This window comes from Burkholderia sp. APQ4-4ca (assembly GCF_057837105.1).
Genome location: NZ_JBYQCG010000061.1, coordinates 53,277 through 74,037, shown reverse-complemented (window position 1 = coordinate 74,037; position 20,761 = coordinate 53,277). Strand labels below are relative to the sequence as shown.

The following is a 20,761-nucleotide window of genomic DNA, read 5'->3' as shown; positions in this document are numbered from 1 at the left end:
ATGTGCGTGGCACGAACTCGAATTGCCGGCCGACCCGTGTCAATGTCGCCGGTTCCGGGAGCGCAGTACGACAACGCGGCACGGGAGACGCGTCTCGCATGGGCGCAAGGCCAAATTCGCAGTGCGGCCGGCCGCAGGCCGCAGTCAATCCGAACCCAGCGGAAATTCGTATGACTCAAAGGTCTTGATATGAACGTGACCAAGTATGAACACAGCGCATGCCATCCATCTCCCGCGAAAACCCTACCGAGGTGAAGGGATTGCGACGACGCGCTGCGTGACTGCGCACGACGCGCGAGAATCCTCCGCTACGACCCGTGTTCACACGCATCGCCGCAGCAGCAATGTCGATGCATTCGCCGAACCGGATATCCAGATTCCAGACAGAAGAGGAGCAAAACGATGCCGAAAGCAATCCGATACGACCAGCCGGGCGGCCCGGACGTGATGAAGTGGGTCGATGTCGAGGTCGGCGCGCCGAAGGCGGGCGAAGTCCGCATCCGGCAACACGCGGTCGGGCTCAACTACATCGACGTGTATTTCCGCACGGGCCTGTATCCGCAGCCGCTGCCCGGCGGCCTCGGGATGGAGGCGGCGGGCGAGGTGACGGCCGTCGGCGACGGCGTGACCGGGTTCCAGGCCGGCGACCGCGTCGCCTATGTCGGCCAGCCGCCCGGCGCCTATGCGCAGGAGCGCGTGATGCCGGCCGAGCGCGTCGTGAAGCTGCCGGACGGGATCAGCTACGACGACGCGGCGTCGGTGATGCTGCAAGGCCTGACCGCGCATTACCTGCTGCGCCGCACGTACCCGGTGAAGGCCGGCGACACGATCCTGATCCACGCGGCGGCCGGCGGGGTCGGGCTGCTCGTGTGCCAGTGGGCGAAGGCGCTCGGCGCGACCGTGATCGGCACGGTCGGCTCCGACGAGAAGGCCGGGCTCGCGAAGGCGCACGGCTGCGATCATCCGATCGTCTACACGCGCGAGAACTTCACGCAGCGCGTGAAGGAGATCACGCACGGCGCGGGCGTGCCGGTCGTCTACGATTCGATCGGCAAGGACACCTACGTCGGTTCGCTCGACAGCCTCGCGCCGCTCGGCTACTTCGTCAGCTTCGGCAACGCGTCGGGCCCGCTGCCGCCGATCGACTCGAAGGAATTCTCGTCGCGCGGCTCGCTGTTCTTCACGCGCCCGACGCTGTTCTCGTACATCGCGAAGCGCGCCGATCTCGAGGCCGCGGCCACCGAATTGTTCGACGTGATCCTGTCGGGCAAGGTGAAGACGAGCATCAATCAGCGCTACCCGCTCGCCGAAGTCGGCCGCGCGCATGCCGATCTCGAAGCGCGCAAGACCACCGGCTCGACGATCCTCGTTCCCTGACGCACCCTTTCGTGCCGGCGCCACGCCGGCACGTCCCGTTGCGGGCGGCGCCGGCGTGCCGCCCGTCTTGTCTCCCGACCTGCCTCCCGACCCGCCCGACGTCCCGCCGCACGTTCGGCCCGCCGTTCCCCGCCGCACGCGTTTACGTGTTTTTTACACCCGCCCCGACACCTTTGACCCGCCCTTTACGCGCGTTCCCATAAGGTTCCAGTCGTCCGATTTCGACGACGGAGAACAAAAATGGATGGGGTTTTCATCGGCGCACTGGTGCTCTTCACCGCGCTGATCCGCGGTTTGCTTGCCGGTTGCGACAAGCTCGCGCAATACGGTCGCGGGGGGCGCGCATGACCTGGATGCTTTGGCTGGCGGGCGCTTCGACGGCCCTGCTGTTCGCGTATCTCGTCTTTGCGCTGCTGCGCGCGGAGGACATCGAATGAACGCGAACAATCTGTTGCAGACGCTGCTGTTCATCGTCGTGCTGCTGGCGGCGGCCGTGCCGGTCGCGCGCTACCTGAGCGCGGTGATGGACGGCAGCTCGCGTGTCGTGCGCGTGTTCGGGCCGCTCGAACGCGTGCTGTACCGCGTCGCCGGCGTCGATGCGGGCAGCGAGATGAACTGGAAGCAGTACGCGTTCGCGACGATCGCGTTCAACGCGCTCGGCGCGCTGTTCCTGTACGGGCTGCTGCGCCTGCAGGGCCTGTTGCCCGGCAACCCGCAGCAATTCGGCGCGATGACGCCCGACGGCGCGTTCAACACGGCCGTCAGCTTCGTCACCAACACGAACTGGCAGGACTACACGCCCGAGCAGACCGTCAGCTACCTGACGCAGATGCTCGGCCTGACCGTGCAGAACTTCCTGTCGGCGGCGACCGGCATCGTCGTCGTGATCGCGCTGATCCGCGGTTTCGCGCGCCACACCGCGCAGACGATCGGCAACTTCTGGGTCGACCTCACGCGCGTGACGATGTACGTGCTCGTGCCGATGTCGGTCGTGATCGCCGCGCTGCTGATGAGCCAGGGCGTGATCCAGAACATGAAGGCGTATCGGGACGTGCCGGTGCTGCAGACGAGCACCTATGCGGCGCCGAAGCTCGACGCGCAGGGCAACCCGGTGAAGGACGCCAAGGGCAACGCGGTCACGGTGCCGACGCCGTTGACGAAGCAGACGCTCGCGATGGGTCCGGTCGCGTCGCAGGAAGCGATCAAGATGCTCGGCACCAACGGGGGCGGCTTCTTCAACGCGAACTCGTCGCACCCGTACGAGAACCCGACGCCGTTCGCGAACTTTCTGCAGATCTTCTCGATCCTGATCATCCCGGCCGCGCTGTGTCTCGTGTTCGGCCGCATGATCGGCGACCGCCGGCAGGGCATCGCGGTGCTCGCGGCGATGACGGTCGCGTTCGCGGTCGCGATCGGCGTCGAGGTGAACGCCGAGCAGGCCGGCAACCCGACGCTCGCCGCGCTGCACGTCGACCAGTCGGCGAGCGGGCTGCAGCCGGGCGGCAACATGGAAGGCAAGGAAACGCGCTTCGGGATCGCGCAGAGCGGCATCTTCACGGTCGCGACGACGGCCGCGTCGTGCGGCGCGGTCGACACGATGCACGATTCGCTGACGCCGCTCGGCGGCCTCGTGCCGATGCTGCTGATGCAGCTCGGCGAGGTGATCTACGGCGGGGTCGGCTCCGGCCTTTACGGGATGCTCGTGTTCGCGCTGCTCGCGGTGTTCGTCGCCGGCCTGATGATCGGCCGCACGCCGGAATACGTCGGCAAGAAGATCGAGTCGTACGAGATGAAGATGGTGTCGATCGTCGTGCTGCTCACGCCGCTGCTCGTGCTGGTCGGCACGTCGATCGCGGTGTTGGCGGACGCGGGCAAGGCCGGCATCGCTAACCCGGGCCCGCACGGCTTCTCGGAAATCCTCTATGCGTTCAGCTCGGCCGCGAACAACAACGGCAGCGCGTTCGCGGGCCTGACGGTCGGTACGCCGTTCTACAACTGGATGACCGCGATCGCGATGTGGTTCGGCCGCTTCGGCACGATCGTGCCGGTGCTGGCGATCGCAGGTTCCCTCGCCGCGAAGAAGCGCATCGCGGTGACGAGCGGCACGCTGCCGACGCACGGCCCGCTGTTCGTCGTGCTGCTGCTCGGCACGGTGATGCTGGTGGGCGCGCTGACCTACGTGCCGGCGCTCGCGCTCGGCCCGGGCGTCGAGCACCTGATGATGTGGCTGGGCGCGTGACGCGCCCGCATGGCGACACATTGAAAAGACTGAAGAGCTTGAAGAGATCGCAATGACTCAACATTCCGCAACACGGTCCATGTTCGATCCGGCGCTGCTGCGCCCGGCGATCGTGGATTCGTTCAAGAAACTCACGCCGCGCACGCAGTTCCGCAACCCGGTGATGTTCTGCGTGTACGTGGGCAGCATCCTCACGACGATCCTGTGGATCGCGGCGCTCTCCGGCCAGGCCGAGGCGCCCGCGGGGTTCATCCTCGCGATCGCGCTGTGGCTGTGGTTCACCGTGCTGTTCGCGAACTTCGCCGAAGCGCTCGCCGAAGGGCGCTCGAAGGCGCAGGCCGCGTCGCTGCGCAGCGCGAAGAAGGACGTGATGGCGAAGAAGCTCAACGAGCCGCATCCGAAGTCGCCGATCCGCATCACGACCGCGTCCGACCTGCGCAAAGGCGACGTCGTGCTGGTCGAGGCCGGCGACGTGATCCCGGCCGACGGCGAGGTCGTCGACGGCGTCGCGTCGGTCGACGAATCGGCGATCACCGGCGAATCCGCGCCGGTGATCCGCGAATCGGGCGGCGATTTCTCGTCGGTGACGGGCGGCACGCGCGTGCTGTCCGACTGGATCGTCGTCAGGGTCACCGCGAACCCCGGCGAGGCGTTCCTCGACCGGATGATCGCGATGGTCGAAGGGGCGAAGCGCAAGAAGACGCCGAACGAGATCGCGCTGACGATCCTGCTCGTCGCGCTGACGATCGTGATGCTGCTCGCGACCGCGACGCTGCTGCCGTTCTCGATGTTCTCGGTCGACGCGATGAAGGCCGGCCACGTGGTGACGATCACCGCGCTCGTCGCGCTGCTCGTGTGCCTGATTCCGACGACGATCGGCGGGTTGCTGTCCGCGATCGGCGTGGCCGGGATGAGCCGGATGATGCAGGCGAACGTGATCGCGACGTCGGGCCGCGCGGTGGAAGCGGCCGGCGACGTCGACGTGCTGCTGCTCGACAAGACCGGCACGATCACGCTCGGCAACCGCCAGGCATCGACGTTCGTGCCGGCGCCGGGCGTGACCGAGGAAGCGCTGGCCGATGCCGCGCAACTGTCGTCGCTCGCCGACGAAACGCCGGAAGGCCGCAGCATCGTCGTGCTCGCGAAGGAGCGCTTCAACATCCGCCAGCGCGACATGGCGCAACTGCACGCGACGTTCCTCGGTTTTTCCGCGCAGACGCGGATGAGCGGCGTCGATCTGCCCGGTCGCGAGATCCGCAAGGGCGCGGCCGACGCGATCCGCCGCTACGTCGAAACCCACGGCAGCCGTTTCCCCGAAGAAGTGCGCCGCGCGGTGGACGACGTCGCGCGCCGCGGCAGCACGCCGCTCGTCGTCGCCGACCTGCAGGACGGGGCGGCGCGCGTGCTCGGCGTGATCGAGCTGAAGGACATCGTGAAGGGCGGCATCAAGGAGCGCTTCGCGGAGCTGCGCAAGATGGGCATCAAGACCGTGATGGTGACGGGCGACAACCGGCTGACGGCCGCGGCGATCGCGGCGGAAGCGGGCGTCGACGATTTCCTCGCGGAAGCGACGCCGGAAACCAAGCTCGCGACGATCCGCGAGCACCAGGCGGCCGGGCGCCTCGTCGCGATGACGGGCGACGGCACCAACGACGCGCCGGCGCTCGCGCAGGCCGACGTGGCGGTCGCGATGAACACCGGCACGCAGGCGGCGAAGGAAGCCGGCAACATGGTCGACCTCGACTCGAACCCGACGAAGCTGATCGAGATCGTCGAGATCGGCAAGCAGATGCTGATGACGCGCGGCTCGCTGACGACGTTCTCGATCGCGAACGACATCGCGAAGTACTTCGCGATCATCCCGGCCGCGTTCGTGACGACCTATCCGCAACTGCGCGTGCTCGACATCATGCATCTGACGTCGCCGGCGTCCGCGATCCTGTCCGCGGTGATCTTCAACGCGCTGATCATCGTCGCGCTGATTCCGCTGGCGCTGAAGGGCGTGACCTATCGGCCGCTCGGCGCCGCGTCGCTGCTGCGCCGCAACCTGCTGGTGTACGGCCTCGGCGGCGTGCTGCTGCCGTTCCCGTTCATCAAGCTGATCGACATGACGCTCGCCGCGCTCGGCTGGGCCTGAGCCGGCCGTCCTTGAAGGAACCATCATGAAATCGTTGATTCGCCCGCTCGTCGTGCTGTTCGTCATCCTGACCGCCGTGACGGGGCTCGCTTACCCGGCCGTGATGACCGTGTTCGGTCAGGCCGTGTTCCCGTCGCAGGCCAACGGCAGCCTGATCGAGCAGAACGGCAAGGTCGTCGGCTCCGGGCTGATCGGCCAGTCGTTCGATGCGCCGAAGTATTTCTGGGGCCGGCTGTCGGCCACCGCGCCGATGCCGTACAACGCGGCCGGCTCCGGCGGCTCGAACCTCGGCCCGCTGAATCCGTCGCTCGCCGACCAGGTGAAGGCGCGCATCGCCGCGCTGCGCGACGCCGGCACCGACCTGTCGAAGCCGGTGCCGGTCGACCTCGTGACGGCGTCGGCCAGCGGCCTCGATCCGGAGATCACGCCGGCCGCGGCCGCGTACCAGGTCGAGCGCGTCGCGAAGGCGCGCCACCTGGCGCCGGACGCGGTCGCGCGGCTCGTCGCCGCGAACACGACGGGCCGCCAGTTCGGCGTGCTCGGCGAGCCGCGCGTGAACGTGCTGAAGCTGAATCTCGCGCTCGATGCGGTGCAGGCCGCGCACTGAGCGAGCGTGCGTGCGGGCTCCCCGGCGCGGCTGGCCGCGCGCCGGGCCCGACCTTGTTCCGACGGCGCTCGCGCCGTCTTTGCCTTTTGCGGCGATTTGGAACCACAATGGCCCTATCTCGCGCGCCATCCGGCGCGTCGCCCTCCTGACGCATGAACCGCCCCGATCCCGACCAACTCCTCGACAAGCTGCAGCGCGATGAAGAAAAGCAGCGGCGCGGCCAGCTCAAGATCTTCTTCGGCGCGTCCGCCGGCGTCGGCAAGACCTACGCGATGCTGCAGGCCGCGCGCCAGCGCCGGCAGGATGGCGTCGACGTCGTCGTCGGCATCGTCGAGACGCACGGCCGCGCCGAAACCGCCGCGCTGCTCGACGGCCTCGACGTGCTGCCGCCCGCCCTCCTCGACTATCGCGGCCGCGCGCTCGTCGAATTCGATCTCGACGGCGCGCTCGCGCGCGCGCCGCAACTGATCCTCGTCGACGAGCTCGCGCATTCGAACGTGCAGGGCGCGCGGCACCTGAAGCGCTGGCAGGACGTCTACGAGCTGCTCGACGCCGGGATCGACGTGTATACGACCGTCAACGTCCAGCACCTCGAGAGCCTGAACGACGTGGTCGGCGCGATCACCGGCATCCGCGTGTGGGAGACCGTGCCCGATCGCGTGTTCGACGCGGCCGACGAAGTCACGCTCGTCGACTTGCCGGCCGAGGAATTGCTCGGCCGGATGCGCGACGGCAAGGTCTATCTCGCGCAGCAGGCCGAGCGTGCGGTGCGCAACTTCTTCCGCAAGGGCAACCTGATCGCGCTGCGCGAGCTCGCGCTGCGGCGCACGGCCGATCGCGTCGACGCGCAGATGCGCGAGTACCGCGCCGATCGTTCGATCCAGCGCATCTGGCAGGCGCGCGAGCGGCTGCTGGTGTGCGTCGGGCCCGGCCCCGAAGCGCCGACGCTCGTGCGCGCGGCGGCGCGCCTCGCCGCGAGCCTGAAGGCCGACTGGATCGCCGTGTACGTCGAGACGCCGCGCCTGCAGCGGCTGCCCGACGCGCGGCGGCAGCGCACGCTCGACGCGCTGAAGCTCGCGGCCGAGCTCGGCGCGGAGACGGCCACGCTCGCAGGCGCCGACGCGGTCGCCGCGCTGATCGGCTATGCGAAGGTGCGCAACGTGTCGAAGCTCGTCGCGGGCGGCTCGCCGAAGGTCGGGCTCGCGCGCCGCTTCGCGCGGCCGTTCGGCGAGCAACTGGCGGAGCGCGCGGGCGACGTCGACCTGATGCTGATCCGCGCGTCCGCGAGCGACGAGACGCGCGCCGCGCCGCTCGACGCGCGGGCACGCGACTGGCGCGATGCGTTCGCGCAGTTCGGCACGCACCGTTCGCCGCCGCGCCACTACGCGTATGCGGCCGCGATCTGCGCGGCGATCACCGTCGTCGCGAGCGTCGTGTCCGGGCGGCTCGACCTCACGAATCTCGTGATGCTGTACCTGCTCGGCGTGGTGTTTTCGGCGGTGCGGCTCGGCCGCGGCCCGGGCGTGCTGCAGTCGTTCCTGTCGGTGGCCGCGTTCGATTTCTTCTTCGTGCCGCCGCGCATGTCGTTCTCGGTCAGCGACACGCAATACCTGCTGACCTTCTTCGGGATGCTGCTGACGTCGCTCGTGATCAGCCACCTGACGTCGACGCTCACGCGCCAGGCGAGCGTCGCGCAGCGCCGCGAGCGCCGCACCGGCGCGATCTACGCGATGGCGCGCGAGCTCGGCGCGGCGCTGACGACCGAGCAGATCGTCGAGATCGGCAGCCGCCACGTGGGCGAGGTGTTCCGCGCGCGCGTCGCGTTCCTGCTGCCCGACAGCGCGGACCAGGTGCGGCAGAAGATCGAGGAGCCCGACGCGGCCGTCACGCTGACGGGCGCGGAGCTCGACAGCGACGTCGGCCAGTGGGTGTACGACCAGCAGAAGCCGGCCGGGCGCGGCACCGATACGCTGCCGGCGACGGCCGCGCTGTACCTGCCGCTGAAGGCGCCGATGCGCACGCGCGGCGTGCTCGCGGTCGCGTCGCGCGAGCCGCGCGAACTCGAGGTGCCCGAGCAGCAGCGGATGCTCGACGCATTCGCCGCGCAGATCGCGCTCGCGCTCGAACGCGTGCACTACGTCGAGATCGCGCGCGACGCACTCGTCAACATGGAGTCCGAGCGGCTGCGCAACTCGCTGCTGTCGGCGATCTCGCACGACCTGCGCACGCCGCTCACGACGATCGTCGGTTTTTCGTCGATGCTCGCGAACGGACGCGCGGCCGCGCAGGCCGGCGACGCCGCAGCGGCCGGGCGGCTCGCGCAGCGCGAGGGCGAACTCGTCGACGCGATTCACGACGAGGCGCTACGCATGACGGGCATCGTCACGAACCTGCTCGACATGGCGCGGCTGCAGGCCGGCAGCCTCCAGCTCAAGCGTCAGTGGTCGCTGCTCGAGGAAACCGTCGGCGCCGCGCTCGCCGCCTGTCGCCGGGTGCTCGCGCGCCATCCGGTGCGCGTCGCGCTGCCGGCCGACCTGCCGCTGCTGCAGATGGACGCGGTGCTGATGGAGCGGCTGTTTACCAACCTGTTCGAGAACGCGGCGAAGTACACGCCGCCCGATACGTCGCTCGAGATCGGCGCGGAGCGCGTGACCGACGACGGCCAGCCCTACGGGAGCCCGTTCGTGCGCGTGCACGTCGACGATCACGGCCCGGGCCTGCCGGCCGGGATGGAAGTACGCATCTTCGACAAGTTCACGCGCGGCGAGAAGGAATCGGCGACGCCGGGCATCGGGCTCGGTCTCGCGATCTGCCGCGCGATCGTCGAGGCGCATGGCGGTAAAATCGGCGCGCTCAACCGCACCGCGCCCGACGGCCGCGTGACGGGCGCGCGCTTCTGGTTCACGCTGCCGGTCGACACGCCGCCGGCCGCGCCGGCCGTGCCCGACGATGAATCCGACCCGCCGGCCGCATCGCCCCCATCCGAGTCATTGCCCGACCATGAGTGAACCCAGCCTGACCGTCGTCCTGATCGAGGACGAAAAGCAGATCCGCCGCTTCGTGCGCGCCGCGCTCGAGGAGGAGGACATCGCGGTGTTCGAAGCCGAGACGGGCAAGCAGGGGCTGATCGACGCGGCGACGCGCAAGCCCGACCTCGTGATCGTCGATCTCGGCCTGCCCGACACCGACGGCCTCGACGTGATCCGCGAGCTGCGCGGCTGGTCCGAGGTGCCGGTGATCGTGCTGTCCGCCCGCACGCAGGAAGAGGAGAAGGTCGCCGCGCTCGACGCGGGCGCCGACGACTACCTGACCAAGCCGTTCGGCGTGTCCGAACTGCGTGCGCGGATTCGCGCGCAACTGCGCCGGCGCAACCAGGGCGGCGCGAACGAGTCGCCGAAGGTGACCTTCGGCGCCGTGACCGTCGATCTCGCGCTGCGCCAGGTGTGGCGCGACGACGCGATCGTGCACCTGACGCCGCTCGAATACCGGCTGCTCGCGACGCTCGTGCGTCACGCGGGGCGCGTGCTCACGCATCGCCAGCTGCTGCGCGACGTGTGGGGACCGTCGCACGTCGAGAGCCATCACTACCTGCGCATCTATATGGCGCACCTGCGCCAGAAGCTCGAGGCCGATCCCGCGCAGCCCGAGCACATCGTCACCGAGACGGGCGTCGGCTATCGGCTCGTCGGCGCCGTGTGACGGGCGGTGGGCGGCGGCGCATGCGGCCGTGACGCCGCGCGCCGACAGGGTTGCGTCGGCGCGACAGTCTCGCGATGAGCGCCGGCCTTGCACACCGGCTGCGCAATCCCCGCTATCCTGACCGTTCCCCGAACGAAAACGAGGAGCGTGCAATGTCCGTCCGTCTGGTCGTCATCTGTGCGCTGGCGCTCGCTGCGCCCGGCGCGTTCGCCCAGCCGTTGCCGCCCGGGCAGCAGCCGCCCGCGCAGGTGGCGCTGGCCAATCCCGCATCGGTCAACTGCGAGAAGCTCGGCGGTCGCCACGTGATCCGCAACCTGTCGAGCGGGCAGGTCGGCATGTGCCTGTTCAAGGATGGCCGCGTGTGCGAGGAGTGGGCGCTGTATCGCGACGACCGCTGCGTCGGCGGCGTCGCGCCGAAGCGCGTGGCGAACTGACCGCGGCCGGCCGGTCGCCCCGTATCGGCCGAGGGCAAGCCTGTAAGCCTGTTGTTATACTCGGCGCCGCCCGGGGACGACCCCGGGACATTCGCTTCGACGGGGACGGCCCCATCCGGTACGGAGTACGTCGAGATGGCGTGGGTATGGTTGTTGATCGCCGGTTTGCTGGAAGTGGCCTGGGCGGCCGGCTTGAAATCGTCGGACGGCTTCACGAAGCTCGGTCCGTCGGTGTTCACGATCGTGACGGCGCTGGCCAGTTTCGGGCTGCTCGCGGTCGCGATGCGCCAGTTGCCGCTCGGCACCGCATACGCGGTGTGGACGGGCATCGGCGCGGTCGGCGCGTTCGTGTTCGGTATCGTGATGATGGGCGAGGCGCTGAGCGTCGCGCGCGTGGCGAGCGCGGCGTTGATCGTCGCGGGGCTGGTCGGCCTGAAATTGTCGTCGGCCGGCTGACGACGGTATCCCGGGCGCGCATGTGCCGGGCCGCCGCCCCGCGCCGCGGAATTGCGCCGGTCGCCGGTCCAGCCTGTCTATAATGGAACGTATTCGGGCCTGAATCCCGTCGTGCTGCTCGCGGCACGCGGGGCCGGCCGCCACGCGCCGCGCGGCCGGTCTGTCCGCCCCGATCCGATCAATCGGCAAAACGCACGGAAAGTGCAAGGAGAGGGCCATGATCGAAGCCATTTCGCTCGGCGCGGGACTCGCGTGGGCGAGCGGCCTGCGCCTGTACCTGACGGTGCTGATCGCCGGCGTGCTGGCGCGGTTCGGCTGGCTCCATCTGCCCGACACGCTGGCCGTGCTGATGTCGCCGTGGGTCATCGGCGCCGCGGCCGTGCTCGCCGTCACCGAATTCCTTGCCGACAAGATCCCCGCGTTCGACTCGCTGTGGGATGCCGTGCATACCTTCATCCGCATTCCGGCCGGCGCCGTGCTCGCGGCCGGCGCGCTCGGCCATGCCGATCCGACCATGCTGGCGGTCGCGGGGCTCGCCGGCGGCTCGCTCGCCGGCGCCGCGCACGTGGCGAAAGCCGGCACGCGCGCGCTGATCAACCTGTCTCCCGAACCGATTTCGAACTGGGTCGCGTCGTCGACCGAGGACGGTCTCGTGGTCGGCGGGCTCGTCCTCGCGTTCTTCGTTCCGCTCGCGTTCCTCGTGCTGCTCGCCGCGTTCATCGCGGCGTCGGCGTGGGCGCTGCCGCGCCTGTGGCGCGGCGTGTCGGGCGGCTTTCGCGGGATGGCGAACCACATGGTGTCGCGGCTCAACTCGATCGGAGGGAAACGCGATTGAAGGGGCCGCAACACGCGGCGCAGCCGCCGGCCGGGCACCCCGGCCATGACGGGCGCGCGCATGCCGGCCGCTTCGGCCTGCGCGACCTGATCCACCAGGCTGCCCGGATGACCGCGCGCGACTGGCGCGCGGGCGAATTGACACTGCTGGTCCTCGCGCTGGTGCTCGCGGTCGCGGCGCTGACGAGCGTGGGCTTTCTCGCCGATCGGCTGCGCCAGGGCCTCGAGCGCGACGCGCGCCAGATGCTCGGCGCCGATTTCGTCGTGCGCGCCGATCGTCCGGTCGATCCTTCGTTCGACCGCGAGGCGCGCGCGCTCGGCCTGCGTACCGCGACGACCGCCATCTTCCCGAGCATGATCGCGTCCGCCGCGGGCGGCCAGGCCGCCGACGCCGCGCCGTCGCGCCTCGCGGCCGTGAAAGCCGTGTCGCCCGGCTATCCGCTGCGCGGCGCGGTCGAAATCCTGCCGGCCGGCGCCACCGCCGCGCAGAAGGCCTCCGCGATCCCCGCGCCGGGCACGGTGTGGGCCGACCCGGCGCTGCTCGACGCGCTGCATCTGAAGGCGGGCGATACGGTGCGCGTCGGGCTGCGCACGTTCACGGTCGCCGCGGCGATCACCCGCGAACTCGATCGCGGCTTTTCGTTCGTCAATTTTTCGCCGCGGCTGATGATGCGCGCGGACGAGCTCGCCGCGACGGGACTCACCGGCTACGGCAGCCGCGTCACGTACCGGCTGCTGGTTGCCGGCGACGCACCGGCCGTCGCGCGCTTCGAAACCTATGCGCACGCGCGCGTCGACGGCGGGAAACTGCGCGGCGTCGGGCTCGAGTCGTTGCAGGAAGGGCAGCCGCAGGTGCGGCAGACGCTGGATCGCGCGCGCCACTTCCTGACGCTCGTTGCCTTGCTGACCGCGCTGCTCGCGGCGGTCGCGATCGCGATGGCCGCGCAGCGCTACATGCGGCGCCATCTCGACGGCTGCGCGACGATGCGCTGCCTCGGCGTGAGCCGCCGCACGCTCGGCGCGCTGTTCGCGCTCGAATTCGTCGGTGTCGCCATCGTGTCGGGCGCCGCGGGCGCGGTGCTCGGCTACGGCGGCCACTGGGCGTTGCTGGCCGCGCTCGGCAGCCTGATCGACGTCGTGCTGCCGCCACCCACGTTGTGGCCGGCGCTGATCGGCATGGGCGCCGCGCTCGTGCTGCTGCTCGGTTTCGCGCTGCCGCCGCTCGTGCCGCTCACGCGCGTGCCGCCGGTACGCGTGCTGCGGCGCGAGTGGGGCGACGCGTCTCGCACCGCATGGGCCGGGTATGCGATCGGTGTCGTGCTGTTCGCAGGGCTGCTGATCGCGGCCGCCGGCAACCTGAAGCTCGGCCTGATCGTCGCGGGCGGTTTTGCCGGCGCGCTGGTCGGATTCGCGCTGATCGCGCGGCTCGTGCTGTTCGCCGCCGCGCGCGCGGTGCGCAATGCGCGCGTGGCCGCGGGCGTCGGCTGGCGTTACGCGCTGGCGTCGCTGCACCGGCGCGGCACGGCCAGCGCGCTGCAGATCACCGCGCTCGCGCTCGGCCTGATGTGCCTGCTGCTGATCGCGATCACGCGCAACGACCTCGTGGCGGGCTGGCGGCAGTCGACGCCGCCCGATGCGCCGAACCAGTTCCTGATCGATATCCAGCCCGATCAGCGCGCCGATGTCGCCGCCTATCTGGCCGCGCACGGCGTGCGCGACGCGGTGCCCGCGCCGATGGTGCGCGGCCGCCTCGTCGCGATCAACGGCAAGCCGGTGAATCCGGACGCGTACCCGTCGGAAGAGGCGCGCCGGCTCGTCGATCGCGAATTCAACCTGTCGTATACGACCGAACTGCCGTCCGACAACCGGATCGTCGAAGGCGACTGGTTCGGCACCGCGGCCACGCCGCAGATCTCGATCGAAGCCGGCCTCGCGAAGACGCTGAACGTGAAACCGGGCGACACGCTGCGCTTCGACGTGACGGGGCTGACGGTCGATGCGCCGATCACGAGCGTGCGCAAGCTCGACTGGGGTTCGTTCCGCGTCAACTTCTTCGTGCTGATGCCGCCGCCCGTGCTGAAGGATTTCCCGGCCGTCTACCTGACGAGTTTCCATCTGCCCGCATCGAACGCCGCGCTGCTCGATCCGCTGATCGCGCGCTACCCGAACCTGACCGCGATCGACGTCGCGCCGATCCTCGCGCAGTTGCAGCGGATGATGCTGCAGGTGGTCGGCGCCGTGCAGTTCCTGTTCTTGTTCACGCTCGCGGCCGGCGTGCTCGTGCTGTACACCGCGCTCGCCGGCTCGCGCGACGAGCGCGTGCGCGAGGCCGCGCTGCTGCGCGCGCTCGGCGCGTCGCGCGCCCAGGTCAATGCGGTGCAGCGCGCGGAATTCGTCGTGGTCGGCGCGCTGGCCGGCGTGCTGGCGTCGGCGGGCGCGATCGCGGTCGGCTGGGTGCTCGCGTCGCGCGTGTTCGACTTCCAGCTCGCCGTCGACCCGTGGCTCGTGCCGGCCGGCATCGCGGCCGGCGTCGTCTGCGCCGGTGCGGCCGGCTGGCTGAGCCTGCATAATGTGTTGCGGCGCCCCGCGCTGCAGTCGCTGCGCGACGCATGAGCGTCGCCGGCGGCCCCGAAGATCCCGTTTTCCGACTATCCGTATGACCGATGTGAATGACGATGCGCCGTCGCAGCCGACGGCGTTCGAGCTCGTGGGCGGCGAAGCCCGCGTGCGCGAAATGGTGGACCGCTTCTACGACCTGATGGACCTCGAGCCCGAGTTCGCGCAGATTCGCGCGCTGCATCCGCCGTCGCTCGACGGTTCGCGCGACAAGCTGTTCTGGTTCCTGTGCGGCTGGCTCGGCGGCCCCGACCACTACATCAGCCGGTTCGGTCATCCGCGGCTGCGCGCGCGGCACCTGCCGTTCCCGATCGCGTCGGTCGAGCGCGACCAGTGGCTGCGCTGCATGGCGTGGGCGATGGAGGATGTCGGGCTGCCGGAGCCGCTGCGCGAGCGGCTCATGCATTCGTTCTACGACACGGCCGACTGGATGCGCAACCGGCCCGGTTGATCGACCGGTACGCCGCTGCCCGTGCGCGGGACGATCTGCGTCTGGGCGCGCGTGCGGCCCGGCGCGACACTGGCCGCTTCCCCCATCGATACGAGGCTCGTCCGATGACGACACAAGCGCTGTTTCGCGAAGACGCGTACCGCACGCAATGCGACGCGATCGTCGAGGCCGTCGGCGACGACGGCATCCGGCTCGATCGCACCGTGTTCTATCCGCTCGGCGGCGGCCAGGCCGGCGACACCGGCACGCTGACGCTGCCCGACGGCGGCACGATCGCGATTGCCGATACGCGCAAGGCGAAGTTCGACGGCGCGACGCCGGACGACGCCGTGCACGTGCCCGCGCCGGGCCAGGACGCGCGCATCGCGACGCTCGCCCCCGGCACGCGCGTGGCCGCGGCGATCGACTGGCAGCGCCGCTACCGGCACATGCGCCTGCATACGGCCGCGCACCTGATGTGCGCGGTGCTGCCGTACGCGGTCGACGGCTGCAGCGTGACGGCCGACTACGTGCGGCTCGATTTCGCGACGTCCGACGCGATCGACCGCGACGACGTCGAGCGGCGCCTCGCGGGCTTCGTCGCCGGCGCGCATCCGGTCACGACCGAGTGGATCACCGACGACGAGATGGCCGAGCGGCCCGAACTCGTGCGCACGATGAGCGTGAAGCCGCCGATGGGTCTCGGCCGCGTGCGGCTGCTGCGCATCGAGAACGTCGACCTGCAGCCGTGCGGCGGCACGCACGTGCGCAACACGTCCGAAATCGGCGGGCTGCGGGTCGCGAAACTGGAAAAGAAGAGTGCGCGCACACGGCGCCTCGTTCTGGAGTTTGCATGACGATCGATACCGGGAAAGCGGGCGCGGCGACGCTCGATCCGCAGGCACGGGAGATTCTCGATTTCTGGTTCGGCGCGCCGGGCTCGGCCGAGTTCGGGCAGAACCGCAAGGTCTGGTTCAATGGCGGCGCGGCGTTCGACGACGTGTTGCGCACGCGTTACGGCGCGCTGCTCGACGCTGCGTGCGACGGCGCGTGCGATCACTGGACCGATTCGCCGTCGGGCGCGCTGGCGTTGATCGTCGTGCTCGACCAGTTCTCGCGCAACATCCATCGCGGCACGCCGCGCGCGTTTGCCGCCGATCCGAAGGCGCTCGCGCTGGCCCGCCGCGTCGTCGCGGCCGGCTGGGACGCGCGGTTGCCGAGCGGGCATCACCGTGCGTTCGCGTATCTGCCGTTCGAGCACGACGAGTCGGTCGAGAGCCAGCGCGAGGCCGTGCGCCTGTGCGCGGGCATCCGCGACGAGGCCGGGTGCGAGCGCTATCACCGCTACGCGTTGCTGCATGCGGCGGTCGTCGAGCGCTTCGGCCGCTTTCCGCACCGGAACGCGATTCTCGGCCGTGCGTCGACCGACGAGGAAGCGGCGTTTCTGCGGGAGCCCGGCTCGTCGTTCTGATGATCCGGACGTCGGCGGGATGAGGGGAGGGCGCGGCGAACCCTGGGACGCTTGCGGGTTCGTGTCGGCGCCGGTATTGCAGCAAAGGCTGCGCGCCGGTCGCTCGGACGGATGAACGCGGCCCGTGCCGAAGAAGAAAGTGAAGGCGGCAAGGGCAGCGCATCGCGCCGCCCTGTGTCACCGCTGGTGCTGTTCGGGCGTGCGCACGTAGACGCGCAGCAGTTCGTCGTTGTCGCCCGGGCGGGCGCCGGTCCAGAACAGTTTCCATTCGTTGCCGGGCGCCGGATCGACGGCCCGCACGCCCTGCACGATCATCCACGTGCAGCGCGTCGTCTTCGCGTCGTCGATCGGCGTGTGCTGGATGCCGGAGAAGTAATACAGCATCGGCGCTTCCGATTCGCCGAGCCCGTGCAGGCTCGCCATGCAGTCGCCGTCGTTCCATTCGAGCGCGAGATGCGCGTTCAGGTCGTCGAACACCGAACGGTAGCTCTTCGCGACGTCGAGCCACGGCAGCAGCAGCGTATAGATGAGCCCCCACGCGACGAGCGCGCCGGCGCCCCACGACAGCGCGCCGCGCCACAGGCCCGTCGTGCGCAGCTTCGGCAGCAGCGTCAGCCAGCCGACCGTCAGCGCGAGCGCGCCGGTCACGAGCGCGGGCTGGATCGGCATCGTCCAGTCGAGCGGCAGCCAGCGTCCGAGCAGCGCGAGACTCGCGCGCGACGCGGCCGGATCGGCCATTACCGCCCAGATCGCCCACGCGAGCACGACGACGGTGCCGAACAGGAGGCGGCTCAGGTAATCCCATGCGAGATGCAGCCGGCGCGGCAGGCGGTCGATCGCCTGCGCGGCGACCAGCGCGAGCGGTGCGAAGAACGGCAGGATGTAGAGCTGGCGCGACGTCGCGGACACCTGCAACACCACGAGCCCGATGCCGGCGAACATCACGGGCAGCGCGATGCGCGGCGTACGCCAGTCGCGCCATGCGCCGCGGGCGAGCGCGACGATCGCGAGTGGGGCGACCGGGAACCCGACGAGCAGGAACGCGCGCAGGATGAAGAACGGCTTGTCGTTTTCCGCGCCCAGCTCGGGAACGGAGAAGCCGAAGAAGCGGCCGACGTTGTTGTCCCAGAACCACGTCATGAACAGCGTTTCCGAGCGCAGGAACAGCGCGGTCGGCCAGATCAGCGCGAACGGCGCGAACACGAGCGCGGCGACGCCGAGCGCGCGGGCGAACGACCGGGTGCGGCAGGCCGGATAGAGCACCACCGTGCAGACGAGCGTGGCCGCGAACACGAGCGGCACGAACAGCCCCTTCGCCATCAGCGCGATGCCGACGCCCGCGCCGAAGATCGGCGCGGCCCAGCGGCCCGCCGGATGCGCCGGCAGCCCGTGACGCAACTGCTGCGCACGCGCGACGTGCCGCATCACGAGTTCGAGCAGTCCGCAGAACGCCATGGCGGTGCCGGCAAACAGCGCGACGTCCGTCATCATGTCGTGCACGTGCTTGATGACGACGAGCGTGCTCGCGCTCAGCACGACCGGGCCGATCACGCGCAGGTCGAACCAACTCTCGGTCCGGCTGGCCACGCGGGCCGCGCGCGCGATGAAGCCGAACGCAAGCGCGGCGAACAAGGCGCTCGCGAGGCGCGCCGCGTCGTGCAGCGGCATCACGCGCTGCAGCAGCCACGCGAGGCTGGTCGCGACCCACGCGTAAAGCGGCGGTTTTTCCATGAACGGCAGGCCGGCATTGGTCGGCACGACGAAATCGCCGGTCTCGAGCATGTGCTGGATGATGCCGAACGTGTAGGTTTCGTCCTGTTTCCACGGATCGTGCCCGAGCACGCCGGGCAGCGTGTACGCGCACACCAGCGCGACGACGAACAGCCATGCGCGCCAGCCGAGCAGCAGCGCACGGTCGCGCGGGGCGCTGATGGCGGCGGTCGAGGCCGCGACGGGCGTGCCGGCGACGTCCAGCGTCGCGATGACGTCGGTATCGGCGATCGAGCGGGTGTGTGCGGCCGGGGCGGGCACGGGCGTGCGTCGCCGGCTGGGCGCTGCGGTTCCAGGCATGGAAAAGATCTCGGGTCGAGTCGAGCCGGTCCGGCGACATGGGCTGGACCGATAAGGGGCTACATCCGGGGTAACGGACAGCGTGTTTGAGACACCTGTCTGAATGGCCGCTAGTAGAGCACGGAATTGTTACGGATGTTTACTGGAAGTGTCGCGGAATTGTGGAGATTTGTGGCGCGGCGACCATGGGGTGTTTTCGATCGCTTTATTGTGGCGCCGCGCGTCAGCTTAGCGGCCGCCACCAACGTCGAGCAGGGCGCCCGTCGTGTAGGACGCCGCATCGCCTAGCAGCCAGACGATCGCCTCGGCGATCTCCCGCGCTTCGCCCGCGCGGCCGAGCGGTGTCTGCGCGCCGAGCCGGGCCGCGCGCCCTGGCTGGCCGCCGCTTGCATGAATATCGGTCTCGATCAGGCCGGGGCGCACCGCGTTGACGCGCACGCCGTGCGGGCCGAGTTCCTTGGCCAGGCCGATCGTCAGCGAATCGACCGCGCCTTTCGAGCCCGCGTAATCGACGTACTCGTTCGGCGAGCCGAGCCGCGACGCGATCGACGACACGTTGACGATCGCGCCGCCGCGGCCGCCGCGGTCGGTGGACAGCCGACGCGCGGCTTCGCGCGCGCACAGGTAGGCGCCGAGCACGTTGGTATCGAACATCCGCCGCAGGCGGTCGGCGGGCATGTCGGCGAGCGGCATCGACGGCGCGACGATGCCGGCATTGTTGACGAGCGCGTCGAGGCGCCCGAACGCGGCCGCAACGGTGTCGAACATCGCGACGACGTCCGCCTCGTTCGCGACATCCCCCGCGACGATGCACGCGCGGCCGCCCGCGTCGCGCACGGCCTGCGCGGTCAGTTCGGCCGCGGCTGCGTCGCGTGCATAGTTGATGCCGACGTCCCAGCCGCGTTCGGCCGCGAGCACGGCGGTCGCACGGCCGATGCCGCGGCTCGCGCCGGTGATGAGGACAGCCTTGCGGTCGGACGGTGCGGTCATCGCGTGCGGTTTCCGGCGACGGTTACTTCGCGGCGTCGGGCGCCCACTTGTCGCGGGCGGGCGGCTGGTAGCGGCGCAGCCGCTCGATCAGCGCGACGGGTTCCGGTTCGACGCACAGCGCGTCGAAATAGGCCGGCCGCATGAAGCCTTCGTCGACCGTATGACGCAGCAGCGCGATCAGCGGATCGTAGAACGAATCGATGTTGTAGAGCGCGACGGGCTTGCGGTGATAGCCGAGCTGGGCCCACGTGTAGACCTCGAAGAGCTCCTCGAGCGTGCCGGCGCCGCCGGGCATCGCGACGAACGCGTCGGAGAGGTCGGCCATCATTTTCTTGCGATGGTGCATGTCGGGCACGACGTGCAGTTCCGACAGCCCCGTATGGCCGACTTCCTTGTCGACCAGCAACTCGGGGATCACGCCGACCGCACGGCCGCCGGCGGCCATCACTTCGTCGGCGATCACGCCCATCAGGCCGACGCGGCCGCCGCCGTATACGAGCGTGAGGCCCGCATCGACGAGCGCGCGGCCGAACGCGCGCGCGGCGTCGGCATAGACGGGCCGCACGCCGGACGACGAGCCGCAGTAAACGCAGACCGCCTTCATTGCTTCGCGTCCTTGGCGGGGGCCTGGCCGGTGGCGACGGGGCCGCCCGCCGGGCGCGGCGAACCGTCGCGCGGCGGCAGGTAATCGGTGAACTGGCGCTTCGGCAGCTTGCCGGACACGAGATCGTCGAACAGCTGGCGCGAACGGCCGCGCAGGTACGGCGCCATGATCGAGATCACGTGCATGCTGACCTGGTGCAGCTCTTCGCGGATCGCGTCCTGATCGTTGTATTTGCGCGGATGCATCACGTACTGGTACGACAGCCAGTACGTCGAGATCACCGCCATGTTGGTGGCGATGACCTCGATCTCCGCGGGCGTCGCGACCATTTCGGCATCGGAGACGAGCAGCTCGCACATGTCGTGCGCGAAGCGCACCTTGTGGCTGATGATCTGCTTGAAGTGCGTTTCGAGCGTGCGGTTGCGGGCGAGCAGGTCGTTGAGGTCGCGATACAGGAACCGGTAGGTCCACATGAAATCGGCCATGTACTGCAGGTACGACCAGGTTTCGTCGATCGTCGGACGGTGATCTTCGGGAAAGCGCAGCCGCCGTTCGATCTGCTGCTCGAACTGCGCGAAGATGCTGTTGATGATGTCGTCCTTGTTGCGGAAATGGTAGTACAGGTTGCCTGGACTGATTTCCATTTCCTCGGCGATCGTCGTGGTGGTGACGTTCGGCTCGCCGATCTCGTTGAAGAGTTTCAACGACAACTCGAGAATCCGTTCGCGGGTGCGGCGGGGAGGTTTCGCTTCCATGTCGTCCGGCCCTGTGTGTGCCGGACTGGCGGGCGCTGCAAT

Annotated in this window: 18 protein-coding genes; 14 read left to right on the top strand and 4 right to left on the bottom strand. The window is 69.7% G+C overall.

What is annotated here, in order from left to right; all coding sequences use genetic code 11:
- Positions 1–402: 402 nt before the first annotated feature.
- From AC3IFE_RS03810 to AC3IFE_RS03745, 14 genes are all read left to right on the top strand, one after another.
- Positions 403–1,377 carry a quinone oxidoreductase family protein gene (locus AC3IFE_RS03810; protein WP_489189638.1) on the top strand — a complete coding sequence of 325 codons (975 nt, stop codon included), beginning with the start codon at positions 403–405 and terminating at the stop codon, positions 1,375–1,377.
- Positions 1,378–1,721: 344 nt separating this feature from the next.
- Positions 1,722–1,814: a K(+)-transporting ATPase subunit F gene (gene kdpF / locus AC3IFE_RS03805; protein ID WP_006752209.1), complete on the top strand. Its 93-nt coding sequence runs from the start codon at positions 1,722–1,724 to the stop codon at positions 1,812–1,814.
- On the top strand, positions 1,811–3,616 hold the full coding sequence (gene kdpA / locus AC3IFE_RS03800) for a potassium-transporting ATPase subunit KdpA (RefSeq protein ID WP_489189637.1): 1,806 nt from the start codon (positions 1,811–1,813) through the stop codon (positions 3,614–3,616). Before kdpF ends, kdpA begins: the two co-directional genes overlap by 4 nt.
- Positions 3,617–3,668: 52 nt before the next feature.
- Positions 3,669–5,753 carry a potassium-transporting ATPase subunit KdpB gene (kdpB, locus tag AC3IFE_RS03795; RefSeq protein ID WP_489189636.1) on the top strand — a complete coding sequence of 695 codons (2,085 nt, stop codon included), beginning with the start codon at positions 3,669–3,671 and terminating at the stop codon, positions 5,751–5,753.
- 25 nt (positions 5,754–5,778) lie between these two features.
- Positions 5,779–6,360, top strand: a complete 582-nt coding sequence (gene kdpC, locus AC3IFE_RS03790; protein WP_489189635.1) for a potassium-transporting ATPase subunit KdpC — start codon at positions 5,779–5,781, stop codon at positions 6,358–6,360.
- A 152-nt stretch (positions 6,361–6,512) separates the two neighbouring features.
- A complete protein-coding gene (locus AC3IFE_RS03785) occupies positions 6,513–9,368 on the top strand; it encodes a DUF4118 domain-containing protein (RefSeq protein ID WP_489189634.1) in 2,856 nt (951 codons plus the stop codon).
- Positions 9,361–10,059, top strand: coding sequence for a two-component system response regulator KdpE (gene kdpE / locus AC3IFE_RS03780; RefSeq protein WP_060259571.1), 699 nt, complete (start codon positions 9,361–9,363; stop codon positions 10,057–10,059). Before AC3IFE_RS03785 ends, kdpE begins: the two co-directional genes overlap by 8 nt.
- A gap of 152 nt (positions 10,060–10,211) precedes the next feature.
- Positions 10,212–10,493: a putative hemolysin gene (locus AC3IFE_RS03775; RefSeq protein WP_489189633.1), complete on the top strand. Its 282-nt coding sequence runs from the start codon at positions 10,212–10,214 to the stop codon at positions 10,491–10,493.
- 135 nt (positions 10,494–10,628) lie between these two features.
- A complete protein-coding gene (gene sugE, locus AC3IFE_RS03770) occupies positions 10,629–10,949 on the top strand; it encodes a quaternary ammonium compound efflux SMR transporter SugE (protein WP_489189632.1) in 321 nt (106 codons plus the stop codon).
- A gap of 217 nt (positions 10,950–11,166) precedes the next feature.
- Positions 11,167–11,784: a DUF4126 domain-containing protein gene (locus AC3IFE_RS03765; protein WP_089468041.1), complete on the top strand. Its 618-nt coding sequence runs from the start codon at positions 11,167–11,169 to the stop codon at positions 11,782–11,784.
- Entirely contained in the window at positions 11,781–14,396 is a 2,616-nt protein-coding gene (locus AC3IFE_RS03760; protein WP_489189631.1) for an ABC transporter permease, read from the top strand. The genes AC3IFE_RS03765 and AC3IFE_RS03760 overlap by 4 nt, the downstream gene beginning before the upstream one ends.
- 43 nt (positions 14,397–14,439) lie before the next feature.
- The gene (locus AC3IFE_RS03755) at positions 14,440–14,850 is read left to right on the top strand and encodes a group II truncated hemoglobin (RefSeq protein WP_006488211.1); all 411 of its coding nucleotides are present in this window, start codon (positions 14,440–14,442) and stop codon (positions 14,848–14,850) included.
- Positions 14,851–14,954: 104 nt separating this feature from the next.
- On the top strand, positions 14,955–15,686 hold the full coding sequence (locus AC3IFE_RS03750; RefSeq protein WP_489189630.1) for an alanyl-tRNA editing protein: 732 nt from the start codon (positions 14,955–14,957) through the stop codon (positions 15,684–15,686).
- A complete protein-coding gene (locus AC3IFE_RS03745) occupies positions 15,683–16,300 on the top strand; it encodes a DUF924 family protein (protein WP_489189629.1) in 618 nt (205 codons plus the stop codon). The genes AC3IFE_RS03750 and AC3IFE_RS03745 overlap by 4 nt, the downstream gene beginning before the upstream one ends.
- 177 nt (positions 16,301–16,477) lie before the next feature.
- Here the strand turns inward: AC3IFE_RS03745 and AC3IFE_RS03740 are convergent, their stop codons facing one another.
- From AC3IFE_RS03740 to AC3IFE_RS03725, 4 genes are all read right to left on the bottom strand, one after another.
- Entirely contained in the window at positions 16,478–18,370 is a 1,893-nt protein-coding gene (locus AC3IFE_RS03740) for an ArnT family glycosyltransferase (protein ID WP_489189628.1), read from the bottom strand.
- A gap of 228 nt (positions 18,371–18,598) precedes the next feature.
- Entirely contained in the window at positions 18,599–19,360 is a 762-nt protein-coding gene (locus AC3IFE_RS03735) for an SDR family oxidoreductase (RefSeq protein ID WP_489189627.1), read from the bottom strand.
- Between the two features lie 22 nt (positions 19,361–19,382).
- Complete coding sequence (locus tag AC3IFE_RS03730) at positions 19,383–19,964, bottom strand: LOG family protein (RefSeq protein ID WP_089468035.1); 582 nt, start codon at positions 19,962–19,964, stop codon at positions 19,383–19,385.
- The gene (locus AC3IFE_RS03725; protein ID WP_050016436.1) at positions 19,961–20,719 is read right to left on the bottom strand and encodes a TetR/AcrR family transcriptional regulator; all 759 of its coding nucleotides are present in this window, start codon (positions 20,717–20,719) and stop codon (positions 19,961–19,963) included. Before AC3IFE_RS03725 ends, AC3IFE_RS03730 begins: the two co-directional genes overlap by 4 nt.
- Between the last annotated feature and the right edge of the window lie 42 nt (positions 20,720–20,761).

What these genes read in the sequence shown, in the direction of transcription:
- kdpE (WP_060259571.1), top strand. Translation starts at nt 9,361, where the DNA reads ATGAGTGAACCCAGCCTGACCGTCGTCCTGATCGAGGACGAAAAGCAG.
- AC3IFE_RS03810 (WP_489189638.1), top strand. Translation starts at nt 403, where the DNA reads ATGCCGAAAGCAATCCGATACGACCAGCCGGGCGGCCCGGACGTGATG.
- AC3IFE_RS03765 (WP_089468041.1), top strand. Translation starts at nt 11,167, where the DNA reads ATGATCGAAGCCATTTCGCTCGGCGCGGGACTCGCGTGGGCGAGCGGC.
- AC3IFE_RS03740 (WP_489189628.1), bottom strand. Translation starts at nt 18,370, where the DNA reads ATGCCTGGAACCGCAGCGCCCAGCCGGCGACGCACGCCCGTGCCCGCC.
- AC3IFE_RS03745 (WP_489189629.1), top strand. Translation starts at nt 15,683, where the DNA reads ATGACGATCGATACCGGGAAAGCGGGCGCGGCGACGCTCGATCCGCAG.
- sugE (WP_489189632.1), top strand. Translation starts at nt 10,629, where the DNA reads ATGGCGTGGGTATGGTTGTTGATCGCCGGTTTGCTGGAAGTGGCCTGG.
- AC3IFE_RS03730 (WP_089468035.1), bottom strand. Translation starts at nt 19,964, where the DNA reads ATGAAGGCGGTCTGCGTTTACTGCGGCTCGTCGTCCGGCGTGCGGCCC.
- kdpF (WP_006752209.1), top strand. Translation starts at nt 1,722, where the DNA reads ATGACCTGGATGCTTTGGCTGGCGGGCGCTTCGACGGCCCTGCTGTTC.
- kdpC (WP_489189635.1), top strand. Translation starts at nt 5,779, where the DNA reads ATGAAATCGTTGATTCGCCCGCTCGTCGTGCTGTTCGTCATCCTGACC.
- AC3IFE_RS03775 (WP_489189633.1), top strand. Translation starts at nt 10,212, where the DNA reads ATGTCCGTCCGTCTGGTCGTCATCTGTGCGCTGGCGCTCGCTGCGCCC.
- AC3IFE_RS03725 (WP_050016436.1), bottom strand. Translation starts at nt 20,719, where the DNA reads ATGGAAGCGAAACCTCCCCGCCGCACCCGCGAACGGATTCTCGAGTTG.
- AC3IFE_RS03750 (WP_489189630.1), top strand. Translation starts at nt 14,955, where the DNA reads ATGACGACACAAGCGCTGTTTCGCGAAGACGCGTACCGCACGCAATGC.
- AC3IFE_RS03755 (WP_006488211.1), top strand. Translation starts at nt 14,440, where the DNA reads ATGACCGATGTGAATGACGATGCGCCGTCGCAGCCGACGGCGTTCGAG.
- AC3IFE_RS03785 (WP_489189634.1), top strand. Translation starts at nt 6,513, where the DNA reads ATGAACCGCCCCGATCCCGACCAACTCCTCGACAAGCTGCAGCGCGAT.
- AC3IFE_RS03735 (WP_489189627.1), bottom strand. Translation starts at nt 19,360, where the DNA reads ATGACCGCACCGTCCGACCGCAAGGCTGTCCTCATCACCGGCGCGAGC.
- kdpB (WP_489189636.1), top strand. Translation starts at nt 3,669, where the DNA reads ATGACTCAACATTCCGCAACACGGTCCATGTTCGATCCGGCGCTGCTG.
- kdpA (WP_489189637.1), top strand. Translation starts at nt 1,811, where the DNA reads ATGAACGCGAACAATCTGTTGCAGACGCTGCTGTTCATCGTCGTGCTG.